Annotated in this window: 19 protein-coding genes; 8 read left to right on the top strand and 11 right to left on the bottom strand. The window is 60.5% G+C overall.

The window, feature by feature from the left end:
* Positions 1-58 precede the first annotated feature (58 nt).
* Positions 59-490, top strand: coding sequence for a hypothetical protein (locus ATY80_RS13800; RefSeq protein WP_088692972.1), 432 nt, complete (start codon positions 59-61; stop codon positions 488-490).
* 2 nt (positions 491-492) lie between these two features.
* Here the strand turns inward: ATY80_RS13800 and ATY80_RS13805 are convergent, their stop codons facing one another.
* Positions 493-1,134, bottom strand: coding sequence for a LysE family translocator (locus ATY80_RS13805; protein ID WP_088693231.1), 642 nt, complete (start codon positions 1,132-1,134; stop codon positions 493-495).
* Between the two features lie 202 nt (positions 1,135-1,336).
* Between ATY80_RS13805 and ATY80_RS13810 the strand changes: the two genes are divergently transcribed.
* Complete coding sequence (locus tag ATY80_RS13810; protein ID WP_088692973.1) at positions 1,337-2,521, top strand: multidrug effflux MFS transporter; 1,185 nt, start codon at positions 1,337-1,339, stop codon at positions 2,519-2,521.
* A 48-nt stretch (positions 2,522-2,569) separates the two neighbouring features.
* Here ATY80_RS13810 and ATY80_RS13815 read toward each other — a convergent pair whose 3' ends face one another.
* Positions 2,570-3,793 (bottom strand): argininosuccinate synthase, encoded by a 1,224-nt coding sequence (locus tag ATY80_RS13815; RefSeq protein WP_088693232.1) that lies wholly within the window; start codon positions 3,791-3,793, stop codon positions 2,570-2,572.
* A gap of 187 nt (positions 3,794-3,980) precedes the next feature.
* Between ATY80_RS13815 and ATY80_RS13820 the strand changes: the two genes are divergently transcribed.
* Together ATY80_RS13820 and ATY80_RS13825 are read left to right on the top strand one after the other, a co-directional pair.
* Complete coding sequence (locus tag ATY80_RS13820; RefSeq protein WP_088692974.1) at positions 3,981-4,835, top strand: SDR family NAD(P)-dependent oxidoreductase; 855 nt, start codon at positions 3,981-3,983, stop codon at positions 4,833-4,835.
* Positions 4,836-4,916: 81 nt separating this feature from the next.
* Complete coding sequence (locus ATY80_RS13825) at positions 4,917-5,558, top strand: LysE family translocator (protein ID WP_088692975.1); 642 nt, start codon at positions 4,917-4,919, stop codon at positions 5,556-5,558.
* Between the two features lie 38 nt (positions 5,559-5,596).
* Here ATY80_RS13825 and ATY80_RS13830 read toward each other — a convergent pair whose 3' ends face one another.
* The 5 genes from ATY80_RS13830 to ATY80_RS13850 all read right to left on the bottom strand — a co-directional run bounded on the left by ATY80_RS13830 (position 5,597) and on the right by ATY80_RS13850 (position 10,462).
* Entirely contained in the window at positions 5,597-6,391 is a 795-nt protein-coding gene (locus ATY80_RS13830; RefSeq protein WP_088692976.1) for an ABC transporter ATP-binding protein, read from the bottom strand.
* Complete coding sequence (locus ATY80_RS13835; RefSeq protein WP_088692977.1) at positions 6,388-7,269, bottom strand: ABC transporter permease; 882 nt, start codon at positions 7,267-7,269, stop codon at positions 6,388-6,390. Before ATY80_RS13835 ends, ATY80_RS13830 begins: the two co-directional genes overlap by 4 nt.
* Before the next feature lie 118 nt (positions 7,270-7,387).
* Positions 7,388-8,341: an ABC transporter substrate-binding protein gene (locus tag ATY80_RS13840; RefSeq protein WP_088692978.1), complete on the bottom strand. Its 954-nt coding sequence runs from the start codon at positions 8,339-8,341 to the stop codon at positions 7,388-7,390.
* Positions 8,342-8,436: 95 nt separating this feature from the next.
* Entirely contained in the window at positions 8,437-9,672 is a 1,236-nt protein-coding gene (rlmN, locus tag ATY80_RS13845; protein WP_088692979.1) for a 23S rRNA (adenine(2503)-C(2))-methyltransferase RlmN, read from the bottom strand.
* 226 nt (positions 9,673-9,898) lie between these two features.
* Positions 9,899-10,462 (bottom strand): invasion associated locus B family protein, encoded by a 564-nt coding sequence (locus ATY80_RS13850; RefSeq protein WP_088692980.1) that lies wholly within the window; start codon positions 10,460-10,462, stop codon positions 9,899-9,901.
* Positions 10,463-10,796: 334 nt separating this feature from the next.
* Between ATY80_RS13850 and ATY80_RS13855 the strand changes: the two genes are divergently transcribed.
* The gene (locus ATY80_RS13855; RefSeq protein ID WP_088692981.1) at positions 10,797-11,357 is read left to right on the top strand and encodes a sigma-70 family RNA polymerase sigma factor; all 561 of its coding nucleotides are present in this window, start codon (positions 10,797-10,799) and stop codon (positions 11,355-11,357) included.
* A gap of 11 nt (positions 11,358-11,368) precedes the next feature.
* On the opposite strand, the gene ATY80_RS13860 is transcribed toward ATY80_RS13855, so the two are convergent.
* Both ATY80_RS13860 and ATY80_RS13865 read right to left on the bottom strand, forming a co-directional pair.
* Positions 11,369-11,758, bottom strand: a complete 390-nt coding sequence (locus tag ATY80_RS13860; RefSeq protein WP_088692982.1) for a YkvA family protein — start codon at positions 11,756-11,758, stop codon at positions 11,369-11,371.
* 51 nt (positions 11,759-11,809) lie between these two features.
* A complete protein-coding gene (locus tag ATY80_RS13865) occupies positions 11,810-12,115 on the bottom strand; it encodes a 4a-hydroxytetrahydrobiopterin dehydratase (protein ID WP_088692983.1) in 306 nt (101 codons plus the stop codon).
* 34 nt (positions 12,116-12,149) lie between these two features.
* Here ATY80_RS13865 and ATY80_RS13870 point away from each other — a divergent pair, with 34 nt between their 5' ends.
* Complete coding sequence (locus ATY80_RS13870; protein ID WP_088692984.1) at positions 12,150-12,650, top strand: low molecular weight protein-tyrosine-phosphatase; 501 nt, start codon at positions 12,150-12,152, stop codon at positions 12,648-12,650.
* Here the strand turns inward: ATY80_RS13870 and thpR are convergent.
* On the bottom strand, positions 12,557-13,150 hold the full coding sequence (gene thpR / locus ATY80_RS13875; protein ID WP_083929825.1) for an RNA 2',3'-cyclic phosphodiesterase: 594 nt from the start codon (positions 13,148-13,150) through the stop codon (positions 12,557-12,559). The genes ATY80_RS13870 and thpR overlap by 94 nt on opposite strands.
* 68 nt (positions 13,151-13,218) lie before the next feature.
* Entirely contained in the window at positions 13,219-13,863 is a 645-nt protein-coding gene (locus tag ATY80_RS13880) for an arylesterase (protein WP_088692985.1), read from the bottom strand.
* A 53-nt stretch (positions 13,864-13,916) separates the two neighbouring features.
* Here ATY80_RS13880 and ATY80_RS13885 point away from each other — a divergent pair, with 53 nt between their 5' ends.
* Both ATY80_RS13885 and ATY80_RS13890 read left to right on the top strand, forming a co-directional pair.
* Entirely contained in the window at positions 13,917-14,624 is a 708-nt protein-coding gene (locus ATY80_RS13885; protein ID WP_088692986.1) for an ABC transporter ATP-binding protein, read from the top strand.
* Positions 14,621-17,164 carry an ABC transporter permease gene (locus ATY80_RS13890; RefSeq protein WP_088692987.1) on the top strand — a complete coding sequence of 848 codons (2,544 nt, stop codon included), beginning with the start codon at positions 14,621-14,623 and terminating at the stop codon, positions 17,162-17,164. The genes ATY80_RS13885 and ATY80_RS13890 overlap by 4 nt, the downstream gene beginning before the upstream one ends.
* The last annotated feature ends 42 nt before the right edge of the window (positions 17,165-17,206 follow it).

A 17,206-nucleotide genomic window follows, 5' to 3' on the forward strand; every position in this document is an offset into this window, starting at 1 on the left:
GTACGTTCGCCATGCGCGGTAGCTTCACGCATCATCCTTTTGCAAGGGGATAGGCGTCATGGAAATCCTTTCTGTGCGGTCTTCGCCGAATTTTCTTTTCAGAAGAAACTCCGATAATTCTAGCAATTACAACGAATTAGAAGCACAATTCGGCACGGCGACGAAGGCCTCGACGGCATTTCACATCGATGAAACGAACGGGGATACGCCTGATTTTTCCGCCATCAGCGCCAGCGAACTGCGCCAATATGCGAGGCAGAGCTTCGATGCTGGCGCGATCGATCAGGATACGTTTGCCGCGATCTCCGAGCCGCTGCCGATGCGGACGGTCGATCCGTCAGGCAACATCCTCGATCTGTCCGATATTGCCGACGCGACGAGCTTCAATTTCCGGGATTACTACAAGGGCCAGCTCCAGATCGCGACATCGATCGGCGACCCGCAAACGGTGGCACGGCTCGATTCCGTCGTCAGCTTCCTTAACGTCTGATCTCAGGCTTTCCGCCATCCAAGCAGGCCGGGCGTCGCATGCCAGAGCGCCTGTGCTGCAAAGCCCATGAAGAGAACACCGGAGCAGCGCACGATCAGCCGTTCGTGCGAACGATAGAAACGTCGGACCGTTCCCGCGCCAATGATCGTGATCAGGATCATGTCCGCCACGATAAAGCCCAAAAACGAAACCGCCAGCAGGACCGGCAGCGTGTGAAACTGCAACGCGCTCGCCGAACCCGCAACAAGCGCGGTGAACGTCGCAAGCGCGACTGGATATCCCTTCGGATTGGTGACGCCGAAGATCAGACCGCGACGGAACGGCCGCTCCACCACCATCAACGCCTGCCCCTCACCCTTCGGCTTTGCCCGCACGGCATTCCAGCCGATCCAGGCAAGATAGAAGCCACAGAGAAGACCAAGCGCGTCGAACACGAAGGTCCCGATCGTCTTCGCCCCGATGATCGCGATCAGCGCCAACGATGCCCACAGAAGATCGCCGACCAGATGACCGCTGACGAACATTGCGCCGGCACGGCGGCCCTGCCCTGCGCCGATGCCAAGCAACGCAAGGAAAGCAGGCCCTGGAATGAGCACGTAAAGAAGAGCTGCCAGAAAGGCGCCCGCGAGCAAGGATTGCGTCATCGACAAACTCCGGAAAGGACAGCCGCAGCTTATGCGCCAATCGAAAGGCGTCAAGCTGTCATGGCGATCCATCAGATTTTTGAATTGCCGTATCACGCGGCTTCCGACAGAAGGGGAGCGGCCGCCCTCGCGCGGATCGCGCATGTCACCAAAGACCGAGTACCCTATGCCCCCATTCCGGATGAGCCAACGGCGAACGAGCATGCTCGGAGCGCTTCTCGCAACCATCGGCCCGATCTCGATGTCGATCTACACGCCGGCAATGCCGGAACTCGTCCACGCGTTCCGGACCTCCGACTCCGCGATCAAGATGACGCTTTCCGTCTATTTCGCCGGCTTCTCGGTTGCGCAATTGCTTGCCGGCCCGCTCTCGGACGCCTTCGGCCGCCGCGCGGCGACGCTCCTCTTCATCGGCATCTATGTCGTCGGCAGCCTGCTTGCCGCCTTTGCGCCCGGCATCGAGTGGCTGCTCGCCGGCCGCCTGATCCAGGGCATCGGCGCCTCCGTCGGGATTACGGTGGCGCGCGCCATCGTGCGTGACCAGTTCACCGGGACGGAAGCCTCCCGCATCATCAACCTGATCGGCATCATGATCGCCATCGGACCGGCCGCTGCACCAACGATCGGCGGACTTGCGCTGGCGGCCTTCGGCTGGCAGTCGGTCTTCTTTCTGCTGATCGGCTTCGGGCTGCTGATCTGTCTCGGGGTGATCGTCTTCATGCGCGAAACAAGCGTGCCGGATCCGCGCCGCGCGCTCCCGGTTCCGCTGCTTCGCGCCTATCTGGAGCTTGCCCGGGAAAGCCGCTTCGTCTCTGCCTCGCTCGTCCTCGGCGGTTCGATCGGCGCGCTTTACGCGCAGGCGACGCTGCTACCCTTCATCCTCATCAAGGTCGTCGGCCTTTCACCGACCGCTTTCGGCTTGGGCATGCTGATGCAATCAGGGTCCTACTTCCTCGGCTCCGTCTGCCTTCGCTATGCGGCGCCGCGCCTGGGCGGTGACGGCTCGGTGCGTGTCGGGCTTGGCCTCCTCGGGCTCGCTGGCATCATGATCGCGCTGTCAGTCCACTTCGTCACGCCCTCGTATCTCTCGATCATGGGGCCGATCGCGTTCCTGGCCTTCGGATTGGCGTTCCTGACGCCGCATATGACGACATCGGGCCTCTACCCCTTCCCGCATATCGCCGGCTCGGCGTCCGCGATGATGGGCTTTATTCAGATGGGTGGCGGCTTTGCCGGCGGCGTTGCGGGTTCGCTGATCGGTATGCCGCTGCTCGCCTTCGGTACGGTGATCCCGATCATGGCGCTGATTTCGATCACCAGCTACGTCTGGTTCGTGCGCGCCTCGCAACGCGCAGCGGAACTCTCCCACGCCACGGCGGGCGAATGAAAAAGGCCCGCACGAGGCGGGCCTTCGATCTCTTGCGACTGCTCTCGGTTACTTCGAGAGGTTGCGCTTGGCGAGTGTGCGCAGACGCAGCGCGTTGAGCTTGATGAAGCCGGCGGCGTCCTTCTGGTCGTAGGCGCCCTGGTCGTCTTCGAAGGTAACCAGCTTGTCGGAATAGAGCGACTTCGGGCTCTCGCGGCCGGTGACCATGACGTTGCCCTTGTAGAGCTTCAGCGTCACTTCGCCTTCGACATGCTCCTGGCTCTTGTCGATCAGAGCCTGCAGCATTTCGCGTTCCGGCGAGAACCAGAAGCCGTAGTAGATCAACTCGGCGTAACGCGGCATCAGCTCGTCCTTGAGGTGCGCGGCACCGCGGTCGAGGGTGATGGATTCGATGGCGCGGTGCGCGGCAAGCAGGATCGTGCCGCCGGGCGTCTCGTAGACGCCGCGCGACTTCATGCCGACGAAGCGGTTTTCGACGAGGTCGAGGCGACCGATGCCGTTGTCGCGACCGTAGTTGTTGAGGGCTGCGAGCAGCGTTGCCGGGCTCATGCGTACGCCATTAATCGAAACGGCATCACCCTTCTCGAAGCCAACCTTGATGATGGTTGCCTTGTCGGGAGCTGCTTCCGGAGAAATCGTGCGCATATGCACGTACTCAGGTGCTTCCTGTGCCGGATCTTCGAGAACCTTGCCCTCGGACGAGGAGTGCAGCAGGTTGGCGTCGACGGAGAACGGCGCTTCGCCCTTCTTGTCCTTGGCGACCGGGATCTGGTGGGCTTCGGCAAACGCGAGCAGATCGGTACGGCTCTTGAACGACCAGTCGCGCCACGGCGCGATGATCTTGATATCGGGGTTCAGGGCATAGGCGGAGAGCTCGAAACGAACCTGGTCGTTGCCCTTGCCGGTGGCGCCATGCGCGATCGCATCGGCGCCGGTCTTGCGGGCGATATCGATCAGGTGCTTGGAGATCAGCGGACGGGCGATCGAGGTGCCCAGCAGATAGACACCCTCATAGACGGCGTTGGCGCGGAACATCGGGAAGACGAAGTCCTTGACGAACTCTTCGCGGACGTCCTCGATGTAGATCTCCTTGATGCCGAGCATTTCGGCCTTCTTGCGCGCCGGCTCCAGCTCTTCGCCCTGGCCGAGGTCGGCCGTGAAGGTTACGACTTCTGCGCCGAGCTCGGTCTGCAGCCACTTCAGGATGATCGAGGTGTCGAGACCGCCGGAATAGGCGAGGACGACTTTCTTTACGTCTTTGTGCGATGCCATGATGATGAGGTCCGTTGCAAAAGGGCGGCGGCAAACCCGCCAAGCCCGGTATGGCTGGGCACTTTTAGCGAGATCGGCGCAGGACGCAAGGGCAACGGCGACCATAGGCGGCTCGGATAATGTTTGACAGGCCGAAAGCGCAACCCATATCTGCCAGCGTCCTGACAATGCTGAGGAGAGGCTGGCCGTGACGAAAATTCAAGACATCATCAAGAAATCCAATGTCGCCGTCATCACCGGCGGTGCTTCCGGCATCGGGCTTGCCGCGGCAAAACATTTCGCTCGTGCGGGCATGAGCGTTGCTATCGCCGATCTCGGCGGCGACCGGCTGGCAGCCTCTGCAGACGAACTGAAGGCGATCTCGGGAGAGGAGTATGTGCTCGCCGTCGAAACCGACGTTGGGCAGAAGGAGTCCCTGGAAGCGCTTGAACGGACCGTGATTCAACGCTTCGGTCGCGTGCATATTCTCATGAACAACGCCGGCATCGGCCCCGAGACGTCGATCTTCAGCGCCCAGGCCAATTGGGACAGCATCCTCGGCGTCAACTTGCTCGGCGTCATCAACGGCACCCGGACCTTCGGCCAGCACATGCTCTCGCATGGCGAACCGGGCCTGATCATCAACACCGGCTCCAAGCAGGGCATCACTACGCCCCCTGGCAATCCGGCCTACAATGTCTCGAAAGCCGGCGTGAAGGTGTTTACCGAAGCGCTCGAGCACGAACTGCGCAACACCGAGGGCTCGAAGATTTCCGCCCACCTGCTGATCCCCGGCTTCGTCTTCACCGGCCTCACGAAGGGCGACCGCACCGAGAAGCCGGCTGCCGCATGGACTGCGGAACAGACCGTCGATTTCATGATCGAAAGCCTGGAACGCGGCGACTTCTACATCCTCTGCCCCGACAACGACGTCGCCCGTCCGGTGGACGAACGCCGCCTGGCCTGGGCAATGGGGGACATCATCGAGAACCGCCCGCCGTTGTCGCGCTGGCACAAGGATTATGCCGACAAGTTCAAGGCCTATCTCGAACAGAAGGAATAGGTCGTATTAGAAGGTTTGATTAGACATTTTCTGAGAGCCGGATAAAAGCAACCAACGTTCTTCCGGCTTTCAGAGTGTAACATGGATTTTCTGCCCAGCATTGCCACGCTTCTTGCCTTTGCTGCTGCGACTCTTCTGCTTGCGGCAACGCCTGGCCCAGACATGACGCTTTCCATCAGCCGTGCGCTGGCACAAGGCAAGAAGGCTGCACTCTTCGTCGTCCTCGGCACCAGTCTCGGGATTGTCGTTCATACCATGCTGGTTGCTTTCGGTGTCTCAGCGCTGATCACCGCATCACCGACCGCCTTCCTGATCCTGAAGACCGGCGGTGCCGCCTATCTCCTTTGGCTTGCCGTCCAGGCGATCCGCTACGGCTCGAAGTTTTCGGTCAACAAGGTGGAAGCGGCAACAGGCACGCCGCTTGCCAACGTCTCCTCGGGCTTCTGGGTCAACCTACTGAACCCGAAGGTCATCATCTTCTTCATGACCTTCCTGCCGCAGTTCGTCAGTGCTGGCGACCCGACGGTGACGCAGAAGCTGCTGTTTCTCGGCTTCTGCTTCATCCTGATCGGCATGCCTGTGAACGCTGCTGTGGTCTTTGCGGCCGACTGGCTGGCCGGCTGGCTGCAGAACAACAAAAAGGTTTTGCGCGGCATGGACTTTACCTTTGCCGGCGTCTTCTCCGTCTTCGCGGCAAAGATCCTGCTGACGCAGGCGCGTTAAGCGACCTCCGGGAAGCTGGCTTCCCGGAATGCCTAGCCTCAGCCGATCAGCAGTGCGTCATCGTCCAGCGTCTGGCCGCGCATCTTGCGGAACATCGCGATCAGGTCTTCGACCTGCAGCGTCTTGCGGCTGTCGCCGCTGACGTCGAGAACGATCTCGCCACTGTGTAGCATGATCGTACGGTGGCCATAATCGAGCGCCTGCCGCATGGAGTGCGTGACCATCAGCGTTGTCAGCTTGCGTTCCGAAACGATCTTCTGCGTGAGCCCCATGACGAACTCGGCCATCCCAGGATCGAGCGCCGCCGTGTGCTCGTCGAGCAGTAGCACTTCGGAGCCGGCAAGCGTCGCCATCACAAGCGAAACCGCCTGACGCTGACCGCCGGAAAGCAGGTCCATACGGTCCCGCATGCGGTTCTCAAGGCCGAGATTGAGCTCGGCGATCCGCTCGCGGAAATGCTCGCGCCGCTTCGGGCCAAGCGCCGAGACCAGCCCCCGCATTTCACCGCGACGCGCCGCAAGTGCAAGGTTTTCCTCGATCGACAGCGAGCCGCAGCTTCCCGTCAGAGGATCCTGGAAGACGCGGGCGACCAGTCCGGCGCGAGCGGCCGTCGATTTGCGTGTGACGTCGGTATGGCCGATCAGAACCTGGCCTTCGCCGGCGAGCACATCGCCGGCGAGAACGCCGAGCAGTGTCGACTTGCCGGCGCCGTTCGAGCCGATGACGGTGACGAACGAACCTTCCTCGATTGTCAGGCTGACGCCGTTCAGCGCCTGCTTCTGTAGCGGCGTACCCTTGCCGAAAACGACCTTGATATCCTTGAGCGTAATCACGATGCAGCGCCTCCGCGGCGAAGGCGGGGAAGGATGAGCGCGATCGTCACCAGCACCGCCGTCACGAAATTGAGGTCCGACGCCTGCAGCCCGATGACATCAGTCGAGAGAGCGAGCTGGATGGCGATGCGATAGAGGATCGAGCCGAGCACACAGCCGATCAGCGCGATCAGCAGCCCGCGCCGACCGAGCAGCGTTTCACCGATAATGACGGCCGCGAGGCCGACAACGATCGTACCGACGCCAGAGGTGACATCAGCAAAGCCGTTCGTCTGCGCAAACAGCGCGCCACCGAAGGCAACCAAGGCGTTGGAGATCGCCATGCCGAGATAAATCTGGCGGCTGGTGTCGACGCCCTGTGCGCGGGCCATGCGGGCATTCGCACCCGTCGCGCGCATTGCCAGACCCGAGTCGCTCTCGAGGAAGCGCCAGACGAGGATGACTGCGACGCCGACGAGGACGCCGACGAAGAGTGGCCGAACGTAGAAGTCGCGCAGGCCATGACCAAAGAACGGGCTGATCATCGTATCCGCATTGATCAGTGCGACGTTCGGCTTGCCCATGACGCGCAGGTTCACCGAAAAGAGCGCGATCATCGTCAGGATCGAGGCAAGCAGGTTGAGGATCTTGAACCGTACATTGAGCATCGCCGTAACGATGCCGGCCGCAGCACCCGCAACCATGGCGACGAGCGCCGCAAGCCAGGCATTGACCCCGGCGATGATGAGAACCGCCGTTACCGCAGCACCCAGCGGAAAGGAGCCGTCAACCGTCAGATCCGGAAAATCCAGCACACGAAATGCGAGGTACACGCCGATGGCAACGAAGGCATAAACCAGCCCCAGTTCCACAGCTCCCCAAAATGCGATCTGACTCAAGGCTCCTGCCCTTTCTTCTGACTTGTCCCGCCTCTAGCGGACCCAAGCTTCTAATACCATCAGCCGCCCCCGCGTAAAACGGGAGCGGCTGAACGGGTGGTTCTGAAATCTACTTCGATCAGTCGATGGTCTTCGTCGCGCGCTTCAAGACGCTTTCGGGTAGCGTGACGCCCATGCGTGTGGCCGCACCCTTATTGACGACGAGATCGCTACCGGCAGCAACCTTCACCGGAATATCGCCGGGGTTTTCACCCTTAAGGATACGGACGACAATTTCGCCGGTCTGCTTGCCGACGTCGTAGTAGTTGAAGCCGAGCGCTGCAAGCGCACCGCGCGAAACAGAGTCCGTGTCGGCCGTGAAGAGCGGCAGCTTGCTTTCCTCGGCGACGGCAACCGCACCTTCCAGTGCGGAAATGATCGTGTTGTCGGTCGGGATGTAAATGGCATCGGCACGGCCGACGAGCGCGCGGGCCGCACCCTGCACTTCCGCAGACTTGGTGGCCGCCGATTCAACGACCTTCAGGCCAGCCTTCTCGGCTTCCGTCTTCAGGACGGCGAGCAAAGACACCGAATTGGCTTCGCCGGAATTGTAGAGGTAGCCGATCGACTTGGCGTTCGGCAGGATTTCCTTGATGAGCGCAACGTGCTCGGCAACCGGTGACATGTCGGACAGACCGGTGACGTTGCCGCCTGGCTTGTCCATGTTCTTCACGAGCTGGGCGCCGAGCGGATCGGAAACGGCCGTGAAGACGACTGGAATGTCGCGCGTTGCGGAAACGACGGCTTGCGCTGATGGCGTGGAGATCGGCACGATAACGTTCGGGCCATCGCCTGCGAACTGTCGGGCGATCTGCGCAGCCGTTGCCGGGTTGCCTTGCGCAGACTCGAACATGAACTTCAGGTTCTCGCCTTCCTTATAGCCTGCGGCTGTCAGCACATCGAGGACGCCCTTGCGTGCGGCGTCAAGCGCCGGATGCTCGACGATCGCCGTGACCGCGACGGTTACGTCTTCGGCCTTTGCAGGCAGGGTCAGGGCCAGCGTGGCCGCGACAGCAAGCAGAATTGAACGCATTGGGGTATCCTCCAGACATGATTTTGGCCTGCTTCTAGGAAAAGCAGGCCATGAAATCAATCATTAGAAAACACTGAACGGATCAAACTTGCTGATCAGTCGTCGGCGCCATGGTTGGCGATCATCATCGCCTCGAAGGCCAGCCGCTCAGTCTTGCGCATCCGCTCCGATTCCGACTTCAGCTGACCGCAGGCAGCCAGGATGTCGCGGCCGCGCGGCGTTCGGATCGGCGAGGCATAGCCGGCCGAATTGATGAAATCGGCGAACTTCTCGATCTGTGCCCAGTCGGAACACTGGTAGTTTGTGCCCGGCCACGGGTTGAACGGAATGAGGTTGATCTTCGCCGGCACGCCTTTCAGCAGCTGAACGAGACCCTTGGCGTCCTCAAGGCTGTCGTTGACGTCCTTCAGCATCACGTATTCAAAGGTGATGCGACGGGCGTTCGATAGACCGGGATACTTCCGGCAGGCGTCGATCAGTTCCTTCAGCGGGTACTTCTTGTTGATCGGCACGAGGATGTCGCGCAGGTCGTCGCGCACGGCGTGCAGCGAGATTGCCAGCATCACGCCGATTTCATCGCCAGTGCGGAAGATTTCAGGCACGACGCCCGAGGTGGAGAGTGTTACGCGGCGCTTGGAGAGCGACAGGCCGTCGCCATCGGTGGCGATCAGCAACGCCTGTTTCACGGCATCGAAATTGTAGAGCGGCTCGCCCATGCCCATCATGACGATGTTGCTGACCTTGCGGCCTTCCGCCGGCATGATGGTGCCCTGCGGCGCTTCACGGTCTGGGAAATCGCCCAGCCGATCGCGGGCGAGCAGAAGCTGCGAGAGGATTTCTTCCGCAGTTAGGTTGCGGACCAGCCGTTGCGTGCCGGTGTGACAGAAAGAACAGGTCAGCGTGCAGCCGACCTGGCTCGAGATGCAGAGTGTGCCGCGCCCCTCCTCCGGGATGTAGACTGCTTCGATCTCGACTGGCCGGCCCGCACCGCGCGCCGGAAAGCGCAGCAGCCACTTGCGGGTGCCATCGTTGGAAACCTGCTCCTCGACGATTTCAGGGCGCGCAATCGTGAAATGCTGCTTCAGCATCTCGCGCATGTCCTTGGCGACATTCGTCATGTGATCGAAATCGGAGACGCCGCGCACGTAGATCCAGTTCCAGAGCTGCGCGACACGCATCTTGATCTGCTTGTCCGGCACGCCTTTTTCACGCAGCGCAGCGCCCATCTCTTCGCGGCTGAGGCCGATCAGCGAAGGCTTCAATCCAGCGTCAACACCGCTGGTCGCTGCGCCCAAGGGCTTGGTAACAGTCATCTCATCCATGACGGACATAGGCTCTAATCCCGAATTCAACATGCTACCGCCCCGGAAAGCCGGATGACTTGCGGTACGAAGGGCATGTGGCAGAAATTGAATGCGGAGCATACGGCAAGGACCGCGATCTATCCGCTGTTGCGCGGGCCTTTAGCATCATTTTAGCCCCGCGTCACTATGGATGGAAACGGCGAAGGCCGGCACAAGGCCGGCCTTCTGAAATTTCGTCACCGCAGCAGGAAGCTTACTTGCAGCCTTCAACCTGCTTCAGTGCAGCGGAAATGCCAGACAGCGAGTAGCTGTACGACGTCGATGTGCCCTTGCGCGATGTCGCGTTGACGGTCATCGAGTGGCCGGTCTTCATGGCCGCGACGAGCGCCGGCTCCTGAGCTGCATTCTCGACCCAGCCGGCCTTGTCCTTGGTGAACATCACGAAGGTCTTGTTGTCGATGACGACGTCGATCTTCGAGTTCTCCTTGACGGTGTAGCCCATCATTGCCTGCGGCTCGTAGGAAATGTTCTGACCGGGGCGCTGCGAAACGATGAAGAAGTTATCACCATGATCAATGCCGGCGGGCTTCTTCTCCGTCGGCACCGACAGAACGTAGCAGACGGTGTTCGCGCCGGACTTGTAGGAATAGGCGCCCCAGGCCTGGAACTGCTGGATGCGTGTCGGCGCTGTCGAAGCCGGGGTGGCCTGCTGCTGCGCTGCGGGCGCTGCAGGCTGCGACTTCTTGGACTGAGCGGATGCAATGCCGGCGCCGGCGAGAACGAGGGAAAGGGCGATTGCGGTACTTCTAAGAAACATGGATATCCTGCCGGTTCTTGCGATTCGAGCCCGAAGCGAACGGGCGGCGCATAATCACGATCTGCTTTATTTTGACTTAATTCAGGTTACCAAAGCGTCAACAGGGACTGCGAGAAGTCCCTGCCTGTGCCATTTTCGCCCAAGTGTCAACGTCGGGCGCTGGCGCCTCGCCCGTGATGACGTGATACTGCGTGCGCACACAGACCATCGTCACGGATGAATCTAAGACATAAAGATTCAGGCAAGAGTTTGACGTTTTTAGAAACCGTTGTACGTCAATAAGCGTTGGAAATCCGTTGGAGAATTCGCCGAGCTAGGGGACTTTGGACGGGATATGAATGCCGAGGAGAAACAGCGCTTCGCCGACCTCGCCAAGGCCGTTGCGGAACGCCGCGACCAAGAGGCATTCGCCGTGCTGTTCGACTACTTCGCGCCGCGCCTCAAATCCTGGCTTCTGCGCCAAAGAATGTCGAGTGGCGAAGCCGAGGAACTGGTCCAGGAAGTACTGATCGTGCTCTGGCACAAGGCTGAATTTTACGATGCGGCGAGATCGTCTCTTTCCACCTGGCTTTTTCGCATAGCCCGCAACCGCCGGATCGATCTTCAGCGCCGGGCCAGAACGCGCACCCTGGATGAGGCAGACCCGGCATTGCAGCCGGTCGCGGAAAACGGCGCAGACGAGATCCTCGCAAATGACGATCGCGACGCACATGTACGCGCCGCTGTCAGCCAACTTCCGGAAGAGCAGCAGGAAATGCTCCGCGCCGCATTTTTTCTCGGCCAATCCCATTCGCAGATCGCCGAGGCAACGGGCTTGCCGCTCGGCACCGTAAAGTCGCGGATCCGGCTTGCCTTCGGAAAGCTCCGGAAGGTTCTTGAGGCCGAAAGCGCCTGACCGAGACCGGGCTAGATTGTCTTCATGCCTTCAGGCTTGTCGGCGAGCGCGCGGTCGGCAGCTTCATAGTGCTTCGGCTGCAGGTGCCGGCTGACCATGGCAAAAGCGGCGGAAAGGACTGCCACGTCGTCCGAAAACCCGATCACGGCAAAAACATCGGGAATCATGTCGACCGGCATGACGAAATAGGCAAGTGCGGCCAGGAGCACGCCGCGGACCCTTGTCGGCGTCTGCGGATCCATGGCGCAATAGAAAGCGGCGACGACGTCGCGTGAGAACGGGATCTGGCGGACCGCCTTCTTGAAGGTCGGCCAGAATTTCTTGCGCACGGTCTCTTCGCGCCGGCTCTGTGTATCATCATCGCCCGGCAGCAGGATCTCACCGAATTTGACGTCGTCCATTCCGATCGGTCCTCTCATTCATGCGCACATATGGTGATGGTGGCAACGGATTCAATCAAGCCGGGGCGCTGCCGCCTTCTCCATTGCCGCAGCCAGTCTGAAGTCAAGCTCGGTAAGCCCGCCCGCATCATGGGTATTGAGCTTCACGTCGACGCGCGAATAGACATTGAACCATTCCGGATGATGATTGAGCCGTTCTGCTGCGAGCGCCGCTTCCGTCATGAAGCCGAAAGCCTCGACGAAATTGCGAAACTTGAAGCTTCGCGATATCGACGTGCCAGTGTCGTCGAGCGACCAGCCGTCAAGCTTGGCGAGTTCGGTAGCGATGGCTTGCCGTTCCAGTTTTTCCCGTTTCATGCGATTGTCCCTTCTCTTCCGTCATGGACCACAGATGAAACGCATTAGCATCCTGTTTGTTTGCATGGGCAATATCTGCCGTTCTCCTCTTGCCGAGGGGATCTTCTCGCATCTCGTCGATGAGTCCGGCTTTGCCGATCGTTTCGAGATCGACTCGGCCGGCACGGGCGGTTGGCAAGAGGGCGATCATCCGGATCGGCGTTCGATCGCAACAGCCAAAGGCCACGGGATCGATATTTCTCAGCAACGCGCCCGCCAGATCAGGACGAAGGATTTCAGCGACTTCGACCTGATACTCGCGATGGATCGCGCGAATATCGCCGAGTTGCATCGGATGAGCCCCGGAGCCGCAAACATCCGCCTGTTCGGCGATTTCGCATTGGCAAGCGGCGAGGATATACCCGACCCCTATTTCGGCAGCAGCGACGGCTTCGAACTCGTCTACGCCAGGCTCTTTGCTGGCTGCAGGAAGCTGCTCGAGACGCTGGGCACCGACAATGCCTCGTGGAGCGGGAAGATCTCTTCCGTCAGATAAGGCCCACCGCCGACCGATTCCCTCGACGACAGCAGAACGAAGCGCGGAACCGTGAAGGCCGAAGTCTGGAAATTTCCACGTCCGGCGAGATAGTGCACGACATCGTCGACTCGCGACGATTTCAACCGCGCCAGCGTGACATGAGGCGTGAACTTGCGGGGATCCGGCGGCAATCCGATACGCTGGCAGATCCGCTCAATTTCCGCCTGGAGGGCGTACATCTCGGGTGAAGGCGAGACACCAGCCCAAACCGAATGCGGCTTCTTGGATCCGAATGCGCCGATACCATCAAGACGAATCTGGAATTCCGGGCGGTCGATGCGGTCTAGCCGATCGACAATTTCGTCTGCCGTCCGTCCATCGACATCGCCGATGAACCGCAAAGTGATGTGGTAATTCTCCACATCGATCCATCTTGCACCAGGGAGACCACCGCGCAGCAATGAAAGGCTCATCGCGGCATTGCGCGGAATTTCGAGGGCGGTAAACAGTCTCGGCATAACGAGCACTCCCCGAATCTTTTGCAGGTGCTCACACGGAATCACGCATTGGGCACCTGTGCAAGCCCCTAATTCTTCACAGTAGAAATCGTTCCCAAGAATTGCGTGATAGCCGGCTCCATCTTTTCGACCATCACATCGACACCCTTGCTGTTGGGATGCATCCCGTCCTCGAGCTTTAAACCAGCCTCAAGAGCGACGCCGTCCAGAAAGAATGGATAGAGCGCAACACCATGTTTTTGTGCGAGTTTCTGGTATATCGAGTTGAAGCGTGCGGCATAGTCATCGCCCATGTTGGGCGGTGCCAGCATACCGACAAGGAGAACGGCTATCCCGCGTTCCTTTAGCCGGGCAATCATCTGCTCGAGATTCTTCTCGCTTTCTTCAGGAGGAATGCCACGCAGCGCATCATTGGCGCCGAGTTCGAGGATTACGCCGTCAGTGCCGTCTGGAACCGACCAGTCGATTCGCGCAAGACCGCCTGTCGTCGTGTCGCCCGACACGCCAGCATTGGCGATTGATATATCCACCCCTTTGGCTTTCAGGGCTGCTTGCAGTTTTTCCGGAAAGCCGTCACCGGGAGGAAGCTGATAGCCCGCCATCAGGCTGTCTCCAAAACCGACCAGGCTGATTGTCCTTGCACTGGCCGCGACCGCAAAGGTCAGCGAAGCAACAATGACGGCGATGTGAAGGCCGGCAACTTTAAAACTCATTCCGCTTTCCCTAGATTGGCAGGACGATCGGCATCTATATAGGGCGAATACTGTTGGCAAAAACCATCATCGAGTTGAAGCGCGCCGATTTGACGCTTGGCAACGCCGCTGCGTCCGTCCATGTGCTGAAAGGCATTGACCTGACGATTGCCGCCGGGGAGTCGGTCGGCATCGTGGGACCGTCGGGCTCCGGAAAATCCACCCTGCTTATGGTGCTCGCCGGGTTGGAAAAACTCGATAGTGGCGAAATCAACGTCAGCGGCACCCCATTGCATGCCCTGAGCGAAGACGAGGTGGCCGACTTCCGTGGCCGCAACATCGGCATCGTTTTCCAATCCTTCCACTTGATTGCCAACATGACGGCGCTGGAAAACGTCGCTGTGCCGTTGGAACTCGCCAACCTTCCCAATCCCTTTGAGATTGCGCGCCGCGAGCTAAAATCTGTCGGCCTTGGCGATCGATTGAACCACTATCCCGGCCAGTTGTCCGGCGGCGAACAGCAGCGTGTAGCAATTGCGCGCGCCCTTGCGCCCTCGCCGGCGTTGCTGATTGCCGACGAACCGACCGGCAATCTCGACACCGACACCGGCCGTCAGATTGCCGATCTCCTTTTTTCCAAACAGGCCGAGCGCGACATGACGCTGCTGCTCGTTACCCATGACACTGCACTCGCTAAGCGTTGCTCCAGGCAGATCAGAGTTCGTTCCGGCCAGATCGAGGGCGATAGCGCGCCAGTGCAGCCTGAGGCGGCGATTGCATGACATTGCTGAGCCCGCGCGTCTCCCTCGCCTTCCGTCTCGCGCTTCGCGAGTTGCGCGGCGGGCTAGGCGGCTTCTACATTTTTCTGGCCTGCATCGCTCTCGGGACCGGTGCCATTGCGGCAGTCAATTCGGTTTCGCAGTCCATCACCGACACGATCGCGACGCAAGGTCAGGAGATTCTGGCCGGCGATGCACGCTTCGAGCTCAACAACCGCGAGGCCACCGAAGCGGAGATGGACTTCCTGCGTGGCTTAGGAAAGGTGTCCGTATCAACAGGCCTGCGCTCGATGGCGCGCAAACCGGACGGCTCGGACCAGGCTCTCGTCGAAGTCAAGGCGGTCGATGGCGCCTATCCGCTATACGGCACCTTCCAAGCCCAACCGAACTATCCTTTGCACACGCTCCTTTCCGGGCAGAGCGGCACCTACGGTGCAGTTGCAGCGCCGCTTCTTTTGGAGCGGCTCGGCCTCTCCATTGGTGACGAAATCCTCCTCGGCAACGTCATTCTGAACGTCACCGGAACGATCAAGACCGAACCGGACGCGGTTTCGGAAGGCTTCGGTTTCGCGCCGCGCCTTCTTGTGAGCAGGGAGGCGCTGAAGGCGTCCGGCCTCATCCAGACCGGCAGTCTGGTCGAACACGCCTACAAGATCCGCATGGACGACCCCGCCGAGAGATCTATGATCGGCGATCGGGCCGCGAAGGAATTTCCGTCGGCCGGCTGGTCAATCCGCACCAGCGACCGGGCAGCCCCGTCGCTAACCGAGAACATTGAGCGGTTTTCGCAGTTCCTGACTCTGGTCGGACTGACAGCGCTGATCGTCGGTGGAGTCGGCGTCGCCAATGCCGTGCGAGCCTTCCTCGATTCCAAGCGCACAACGATAGCGACGTTCAAATGTCTCGGCGCACCGGCAGCAACCGTCGTGCTGATCTATCTCTTTCAGATCGCAATCATTGCTCTCGGCGGCATGGTCGCAGGCTTGGTCATCGGCGCGCTGGCACCAATCGTGGCATCACAATTCCTGGCGCAATTTCTGCCTGTTTCCACCGCCCTGACATTCTACCCCGGGGCCTTGGCCCTCGCAGTCCTGTTTGGCATTTTGACAACGCTGGCCTTTGCCATCATGCCGCTCGGACACTCCCGCGAGGTTCCGGCGACAGCGCTCTTCCGCGAGCAGGGTTTCGAAGCGCGGGGGCTACCCTCCTGGCCGTATATCCTTCTTGCCGCAGTCTTTCTGCTTGCCCTCGCCGGGCTCGCGATCGCAACTGCCTATGATCGCTTCATTGCAATCGTCTTTGTCGGGGCAATCGTCTTTGCCTTCGTGATCCTGCGGCTCGTCGCAGCCGGCATTGCTTGGCTCGCGCGCCGCAGCCCACGGGTGAATTCGCCAGCCCTGCGGCTCGCAATCGGCAACATCCACAGGCCGGGCGCTCTGACGCCCTCCGTCGTCCTGTCTCTCGGCCTTGGCCTGGCCCTTCTCGTGACCCTTACCTTGATCGACGGCAATATGCGGCAACAATTGACTGGACGCATGTCTGCTGGGGCGCCGAACTTCTTCTTCGTCGACATTCAGGGATCGGAACTCGAGAAATTCCGCAGCGTCGTCAAAGCCAGTTCGCCGGATGGCAAGCTGGTCGAGGTGCCGATGCTGCGCGGCCGAATCCTCGCGCTTAACGGCGAGGATGTAGCGAAGCGGAAGGTGCCGCCGGCCGGCCAATGGGTGCTGCGAGGCGACCGAGGCATCACCTATTCGGAAGCAATCCCAGAAAATGCATCTTTGACCGATGGTTCGTGGTGGCCGAAGGATTACAGCGGTGAACCACTCGTCTCCTTCTCTGCCGAGGAGGCAAAGGAACTCGGCCTGAAGATCGGCGATACCGTCACCGTCAACGTGCTAGGGCGGAACATCACCGCCAGGATCGCAAACCTGCGCAAGGTCGAGTGGGAATCGCTTTCCATCAACTTCGTGATGGTGTTCTCGCCGAATACGTTCCGCGGCGCCCCCCATGCCTGGTTGGCGACGCTCACCGACCCGACGGCGACCTCCAGCCAGGAGGCCGCGATCCTCAAGTCCGTGACAAACACCTATCCGACGATCACCAGCGTGCGGGTCAAGGATGCGATCGACATCGTCAATACCCTGGTGGCGCAGTTGGCAACGGCGATCCGCGCCGCCGCCTCGGTCGCACTCATCGCATCGGTCCTCGTCCTTGCTGGCGCTCTGGCGGCCGGCAACCGCGCTCGTACCCACGATGCGGTCGTCCTCAAGACACTGGGCGCGACGCGGCGAATGCTGATCCGTGCCTTCTGCTACGAGTACCTCATCCTCGGCGCTGCGACCGCGGTCTTTGCGCTCTTTGCCGGTGGCGTCGCGGCCTGGTTCATCACCACCCGGATCATGCGCATCTCCTCGCACTTCCTGCCCGATGTCGCCGGCCTGACGCTCGTGACGGCCCTGGTGCTGACCGTCGGTATTGGACTCATCGGCACTTGGCGCATCCTGGGGCAGAAGGCGGCACCCGTTTTGCGCGAACTCTGATGGACCGAACGGAGAAATTCCCTTCACCTTACGGCGATTTAA

Source organism: Rhizobium sp. R711, assembly GCF_002211365.1.
Classification (GTDB): Bacteria; Pseudomonadota; Alphaproteobacteria; order Rhizobiales; family Rhizobiaceae; genus Rhizobium.